The following is a 6,646-nucleotide window of genomic DNA, read 5'->3' as shown; positions in this document are numbered from 1 at the left end:
CCAACACCCGCGTCTGGGGGGGAATGGCCGTGGTGAGGTGGGGATCCCGGGGGCCGGCAATCAGCTCCTCCAAGGCCAGGCGGATGGCTTCTTGAGTGTCAAAGGCGCGAACCGTGCGCTCTTGCTGCACATAGTAAATGGAGTTGTCGGCACTGGTCAGCCAATACAGGGAAAGGGTTTGCCGGGGCCCGATGCTGTACCACCAAGCTCCCCCCATCACCCCTAACCCCAGCAAAAAGCCGAGGATCCCCAGTTGTAGGGCCCGGCCCCGACGCGGGCGGGAACGCCGTCCTCCCAACCTGACGGAGCTGAGCTGTGCGGTACGGCCTCCGTAGTGGCTCATCGCTGGCGATCCCCCTCTCTAACCTAGCTCTAGGGTAGCGAAGAAAAGCCCTCCCTGCCGGGGATCCCCCATAGGCTGGACAGGCAAAAGTGCGGCAGCAACTGGGATCCCTTTATTTGTATGATGATAATGATTTACACCCGGCATTGCTGAGTCGATAACTGAGCACACAAGGAGCTGAGCCTCAATCATGGTTACTGCCACCGCTACTGCCACCAATGTTGGCTACATCACTCAGGTCATCGGGCCTGTGATCGACGCCGAATTTCCCAGCGGCAAGCTGCCCGAAATCTACAATGCCCTCAAGGTGGAGGGCACAACCGAAAGCGGCCTGAAGGTTAACGTCACCTTTGAGGTGCAGCAGCTTTTGGGGGATAACCGCGTGCGTGCGGTGGCCATGTCCTCGACCGACGGCCTGGTGCGGGGCATGCCGGTGGTGGATACGGGCGCTCCGATTACTGTGCCGGTCGGGCAGCCCACCCTGGGGCGCATTTTCAATGTGCTGGGAGAGCCGGTTGACCAAGGAGAGCCCGTTCAAGCCCAAGAATTTGCCCCCATCCACCGCAGTGCGCCTCCACTTGTCGATTTGACGATTAAGCCAGAGCCCTTTGAAACCGGCATCAAGGTGATTGACCTGCTGGCCCCCTTCAAAAAGGGGGGCAAGGTGGGCCTGTTTGGCGGTGCCGGCGTCGGCAAGACAGTGCTCATCCAGGAGCTGATCCACAACATCGCTGAGGAGCACTCTGGCCTGTCGGTGTTTGCGGGCGTGGGAGAGCGCACCCGCGAGGGCAATGACCTCTACAACGAGATGAAAGAATCCGGCGTGCTGGATAAGGTGGCGCTGGTCTATGGCCAGATGAACGAGCCACCGGGTGCCCGCATGCGGGTTGGCCTGACTGCCCTGACCATGGCAGAGTACTTCCGCGACGTTAACAAGCAGGACGTGCTGCTGTTCATCGACAATATCTTCCGCTTTGTGCAGGCCGGGTCGGAAGTGTCGGCGCTGTTGGGCCGCATGCCCTCGGCGGTGGGTTACCAGCCCACCTTGGCTACCGAAATGGGCAACCTGCAAGAGCGCATCACCTCTACCAAGCAGGGATCCATCACCTCGGTGCAGGCGGTGTATGTGCCTGCTGACGACTTGACGGATCCGGCCCCAGCAACCACCTTTGCCCACCTCGACTCGACGGTGGTATTGTCCCGCAGCTTGGCAGCCAAGGGTATCTATCCGGCGGTGGATCCCCTGGATTCCTCTTCCACCATCCTGCAGGCGGACATTGTGGGCGAAGAGCACTACAACACCGCCCGGGCAGTGAAGCAAACGCTGCAGCGCTACAAAGAGCTGCAAGATATCATCGCCATCCTGGGGCTGGACGAGCTGTCGGAAGAGGACAAGCTGGTGGTGGCCCGCGCCCGCCGCATCGAGCGTTTCCTGTCCCAGCCGTTCTTCGTGGCGGAGGTATTCACTGGCTCCCCCGGCAAGTATGTGAAATTGGCAGACACCATCAAGGGCTTCCAGCGCATTTTGTCGGGGGAATTGGACAATCTGCCGGAGCAAGCCTTCTACTTGGTGGGCACCATCGAAGAGGCCATCGAGAAAGCGGAGAAGCTCAAGTCCAAGTGATCCCTCACCCCCAGCCCCTTTCCCACAGGAGGAGAGGGGAGTTGCCGATAGCGCGGCGACTGGGCTCCCCAGGGTTGAAGGGGGGAACGCCCTGGTGGCATTGCTGACTGAAAGCGCTCCCCAGACCCGGCAGGGCTCCTTCTTTTCGGGGGAGCCTTGGTTTTATCTACAGGTGGGACGGCTGCTAGGGATCCCCGGCGACAGGCCCGAAGCGATAGCCCTTGCCGTAGACGGCGTGGATCAATTCTGCTGCCCCGGGCAACCTGAGGCGTCGCCGCAGCAGGCGCACCTGGGCTGCCAAGACGTTGCTGCTGGGGGGATCCTCTCCGGCCCACACCTGCTCGTAGATCTGGTCGTGGGTGAGCAACTGGCCGGGGTGGGTCATGAAGTACTCCAGCAGGCGAAACTCTTTTTGGGAGAGGTGGATCATCCGCCCCTGCCGGTAGGCCACCTGGTTCTCCCGATCCAGCTCCAAATCCCCTATCTGTAGGCGAGGGATCCCTTCTCCAGTACCTGTGGTTCGCCGCAAGAGGGCCCGCACCCGCGCCAGCAGTTCCCGCAGCTCGAACGGCTTCACCAAGTAATCATCTGCCCCGGCATCCAGCCCTTCCACCCGGTCGTCTAGGGTATCTTTGGCCGTCAGAAACAGGATAGGGGTGGTGCAATCCACCTGCCGTACCCGCTGGCAGAGGGAAAGCCCAGAGAGCTCCGGCAACATCCAATCCAAGACCAGCAGATCGTAGGGCAGAGCGGGGGACTTTTGCAGCAGCTCCCAGGCCCGCCCTCCTGTGTAGGCGACGTCCACCGTGTAGCCCTCTCGCCTCAATTGCTGGGCCAGAGAATCGGCCAACTCCACTTCATCGTCCACCAACAAAATCCGTGCCATAGGACTCCGTCCCGCTAACGCGAACACCTCAGGACTCGGTCTCGCTGTTGTCTTGGAAACAATGTGGAGCGCTGACGTACTCAGAAAAGGACTCCGTCCCGCCAGAACTGGAGAGCGGCTCAAGCTGCAAGGATAGATCGTAAAGGCGGCGCCGCGTCCAGATGGGGGATCCCTGCAGACGCTGGGCCAACCGGCGGCTGGCTGCAGACCGGGACAGGCCTTCGGCCAGCAATCGGGCCATTTCTTGACGAATTTCCGCTTCCGATTCACTGTCTCCCCGCCCATTCAAGGACTCCGTCCCGCCTCTGGCAGGGTTAGGGCTGGGAACGGCACCCACATATCCCTCAAGCAAGAGGGTGAACTCCCCCCGCGGCGGCTGGGCGGCGCAGTGCTCCAGAGCTGCTGCCAGGGATCCCCGCCAGAAGGACTCATACAGCTTGGTCAGCTCCCGCGCCAGCACGATCTGCCGCTCTGGGCCGCAGTGATCCAGCAGATCCTGCAGAGTTTGGCGCAGGCGATGGGGGGCTTCATAGAGAACGACGGTGCGCTCTTCTTGGGCCAACTGTTGCAGGCGGGCCTGTCGCTGACTGGGTTTAAGCGGCAAAAATCCCTCGAACACGAATCGTCCTGTAGGCAGGCCCGAAGCGGTCAAGGCGGCAACAGCAGCTACCGGCCCCGGCACAGGGATCACCGGGATCCCGGCCTGAATGCAGGCACGCACCAGCTCTTCTCCCGGATCGGAAATGGCGGGGGTGCCGGCATCGCTGATCAGGGCCACCGACTGGCCCGCCGACAGATACTTCAGGAGTTGCGGGATCCGTTGGGCAGCGTTGTGCTCGTGATAGCTGATGAGGCGGGCGGAGATTTGAAAATGTTTAAGAAGCTGGCCGGAGTGGCGAGTATCTTCTGCCGCCACCCAGTCCACTTCCCGCAAAACCCGCAGCGCCCGCAGGGTGATGTCTTCTCGGTTGCCGATGGGGGTAGCCACCAAATAAAGGCTGGCGGTGGGGTGTTCCATCCCGAGCTCCAAGGCTGAGCTGCCGATAACCAGACAATAGCCAATTAGAGCAATTAGAGATCGCCTCGGATCCCCAGATTAACCTCTCTTGGCCGGTGCCCCGATACCCAGGCATCTGCCTTTCGCGGTAGCGGGACGGAGTCCTTTCGCGGTAGCGGGACGGAGTCCTATGGCAGGATCGAGAAGTGCTGCGGAGAGGGATCCCGGTGCGCTTGACAACGCGGGCCACCTATAGCATCAAAGCTTTGTTGGATCTGGCGATGCTCGGCTCCGGGCAAATGGCTTCGGTGCGGGCCATTGCTCAGCGACAGGGGATCCCAGCTCCCTACCTGGAAAAGTTGCTGATTGAGTTGCGCCAGGCCGGCTTGGTTTGTTCCCAACGGGGGGCCCAGGGGGGCTACCGGTTGGCACGGGCGCCGCGGCGGATCCCGATCAGCGCCATTTTGGCGGCGGTGGGAGAATCCCTGCATCCTCTTGTGGAGAGTTCTGACGCCACAGCCGTGTATTCGGCGGAGCGGCTGGACTGGGTGACGGAAGCCCTGTGGAAGCGGATCGCTCGGCAAGTGCAGCAGGTGCTGGAGGAAACCACCTTGGAAGATCTGTATTTTGATGTTCGGAGCTGGCAAGCGGCTCAGGATCAGGAGAGTGGATTTGTGGTTTGATCGCGTTAGCGGGACGGAGTCCTTTCGCGTTAGTGGGACGGAGCCCTTTCCCGGCGGCTGGCTGTTTTTTCCGGCCCAACCGACTGCCGGGCTGGTGCTGGCGGCAGCTTTGGCTTTGGATTATCTGCTGGCGGATCCCTGGGGTTGGCCTCATCCAGTGCGGGTGATGGGGGCTGTTATTGCCTGGGGGCAAGGCTATATCCTCAAGCACTGCTCAACTCCGCGAGCACAACAGTGGGGCGGGGCAGTTCTCACCCTAACTTTGGTGGGGGGATCCTACGGCGTGGGCTGGGGACTGGTCGCCATCGGCAATACCATCCACCCCTGGGCAGGGATCCTCGTGCAGGTGATCCTGATGGCCAGCTGTCTGGGAGGGCGCAGCCTGCGCTTTGCCGCCTTGGAGGTGTTGGATCCCTTGGAAAAAGAGGATCTGCCGGAGGCCCGTCAACGTCTCAGCCGCTACGTGGGGCGGGATACAGAGCACCTGACGGCATCGGAGATTTTGCGGGCGCTGATTGAGACGGTGGCCGAAAATACTCCCGACGGAGCAACTGCCCCTCTGTTCTACGCCTTCTTGGGAGGGGCGCCCTTGGCCCTAGCCTACAAGGCCAGCAGCACGCTGGATTCGATGGTGGGCTACCGCCACCCCCCTTTCACCCATTTGGGCACAGTGCCGGCCCGCTGTGAGGATGGGCTGACTTGGCTGCCCTGCCGCCTGACGGTGCTCACGCTGGCGCTGCTCAGCCGGGATCCCTGGGGGTTTTGGCAGCGGTGTCGTCAGGATGCGCAGGCGGATCCCAGCCCCAATTCCGGGTGGAGCGAGGCGGCTTTTGCCTGGCGGCTGCAGATCCAACTGGGGGGAACCAATTTCTATCAGGGGATCCCGAAGGTGAAACCCAAATTGGGGATCCCAGCTCGCCCCTTGACCCCGCAAGTGGTGCGGGAAAGCTTGGGACTGCTGCGACAGGTTGTATGGATTTGGGGGAGTTTGATGGTGGGAGCAACTCTCCTGTTGACCGTTCTGCAACTCATGGTCGTTTATTTCACCCCCTAGGATGAACTAAACAACCGGTTGCTTCCTGCTTCTACGACCCTTACCTAGCTGAGCTTTTGACTCAACCCCGGCAGAGGAATCTCCACAGGCGCAACTTCCCCCAGAACTTGAGGTAGAGTTAGCAAAGCTAACTAGATCGGCGGCAACAAAAACCGTAGCTGCTGTCAACCTGCCGTGAACCTAGAACCGCTGAAATAAACGATGATAAAAACAGCAGCTGCTACAGATATCAAGCACAGGGCGGTGGGGCATCCCGTCCTTTTCGCGTCAGCGGGACGGAGTCCTTGAAGCTCGCACTCTCTCGCTTTAGCGGCGCGGAGCGCTTTGCGTCAGCATGAGTGCGGGAGTTATGTCACTTGGGCAACCGTTTATCGCTGGCTGAGCCGAGCAGACCTCACGACAACAAAAGTCAAGACCCGCAGGCGAAAGACAGACTTGGCTGCCCTGCAGCAAGACGTAGACCAGTGCCCAGAAGCTCGACTAAAGGATGGAGCCCAGCGCCAGAGCAATACCCATTAACTGCAGCATTGACAATATCCGACAATATCCAAACAACAAAAAGGCCCCCTTTCGAGGGCTTTTTTGAGGATACTGTTGCGCCGTTTTACCGTGGTTTTCGACCTGGAAAATCCAGTATAGGATACCGGGGATGATTGTCGATAGTTTCCAAATCAAGTTTGGCCTACTGCTCTCACATCCACTTCCCATCCTAATTGTCGAAGGGTATAGATCGCAAAAACATAATGGCAGTCACCAACGCCGCAGAATCCTCTCCCAATCATACCCCATTTTTGGGGTGTGCCCGTCAAGTGCTCACCAAGGGCTAGGATAAAAGACAGCTTGACGGGTTGCTGGCCATGCTTGGTTCCTGGTTAGACAACATCTACGGCGCTTGGTTTCTGCCGGAGCGCACCTTTCGGGCGTTGCGGGAACAGCCTGTTCTCTGGCAAGCCTTTGGGGTGGTGGGGCTGCTCAACGTCCTGGATGCGATTCGCCGCTCTGGGGTAAGCCTGCCGAGCATGGTGCTGGCGGTGCTGATGGGATCCCTGGGCTGGGTGG

At 60.4% G+C, this 6,646-nt stretch carries 7 protein-coding genes and 1 pseudogene; 5 read left to right on the top strand and 3 right to left on the bottom strand.

Annotated elements, in window-relative coordinates:
• The coding region (locus NW837_RS10925) for a GerMN domain-containing protein (RefSeq protein WP_414331463.1) at positions 1-343 on the bottom strand (343 nt) is incomplete at its 3' end.
• 190 nt (positions 344-533) lie between these two features.
• Between NW837_RS10925 and atpD the strand changes: the two genes are divergently transcribed.
• Positions 534-1,967, top strand: a complete 1,434-nt coding sequence (gene atpD, locus NW837_RS10920; protein ID WP_011434062.1) for a F0F1 ATP synthase subunit beta — start codon at positions 534-536, stop codon at positions 1,965-1,967.
• Between the two features lie 184 nt (positions 1,968-2,151).
• Here atpD and rppA read toward each other — a convergent pair whose 3' ends face one another.
• Together rppA and rsmI are read right to left on the bottom strand one after the other, a co-directional pair.
• Positions 2,152-2,853, bottom strand: a complete 702-nt coding sequence (rppA, locus tag NW837_RS10915; protein ID WP_414331461.1) for a two-component system response regulator RppA — start codon at positions 2,851-2,853, stop codon at positions 2,152-2,154.
• A 28-nt stretch (positions 2,854-2,881) separates the two neighbouring features.
• Positions 2,882-3,871: a 16S rRNA (cytidine(1402)-2'-O)-methyltransferase gene (rsmI, locus tag NW837_RS10910; protein ID WP_414331459.1), complete on the bottom strand. Its 990-nt coding sequence runs from the start codon at positions 3,869-3,871 to the stop codon at positions 2,882-2,884.
• A 206-nt stretch (positions 3,872-4,077) separates the two neighbouring features.
• Between rsmI and NW837_RS10905 the strand changes: the two genes are divergently transcribed.
• The 4 genes and pseudogenes from NW837_RS10905 to NW837_RS10890 form a co-directional block, all read left to right on the top strand.
• Positions 4,078-4,533, top strand: coding sequence for an Rrf2 family transcriptional regulator (locus tag NW837_RS10905; protein ID WP_414331465.1), 456 nt, complete (start codon positions 4,078-4,080; stop codon positions 4,531-4,533).
• Positions 4,523-5,587, top strand: a complete 1,065-nt coding sequence (gene cbiB / locus NW837_RS10900; protein ID WP_414331457.1) for an adenosylcobinamide-phosphate synthase CbiB — start codon at positions 4,523-4,525, stop codon at positions 5,585-5,587. Before NW837_RS10905 ends, cbiB begins: the two co-directional genes overlap by 11 nt.
• Positions 5,588-5,911: 324 nt before the next feature.
• Positions 5,912-6,106, top strand: a complete 195-nt coding sequence (locus NW837_RS10895; protein WP_414331455.1) for an IS630 transposase-related protein — start codon at positions 5,912-5,914, stop codon at positions 6,104-6,106.
• A 338-nt stretch (positions 6,107-6,444) separates the two neighbouring features.
• A pseudogene (locus NW837_RS10890) lies at positions 6,445-6,646 on the top strand (hypothetical protein); the annotation flags it as partial.

Origin of the sequence: Synechococcus sp. R6-10 (genome assembly GCF_047461815.1) — a bacterium.
GTDB lineage: Bacteria > Cyanobacteriota > Cyanobacteriia > Thermostichales > Thermostichaceae > Thermostichus.
Note: the sequence above shows the minus strand (reverse complement) of the source record. Positions and strands in the feature narration are given on the sequence as shown.

Bases quoted from the DNA above. Each gene is read 5' to 3' on its own strand.
- atpD (WP_011434062.1), top strand. From the start codon at position 534: ATGGTTACTGCCACCGCTACTGCCACCAATGTTGGCTACATCACTCAG.
- rsmI (WP_414331459.1), bottom strand. From the start codon at position 3,871: ATGGAACACCCCACCGCCAGCCTTTATTTGGTGGCTACCCCCATCGGC.
- rppA (WP_414331461.1), bottom strand. From the start codon at position 2,853: ATGGCACGGATTTTGTTGGTGGACGATGAAGTGGAGTTGGCCGATTCT.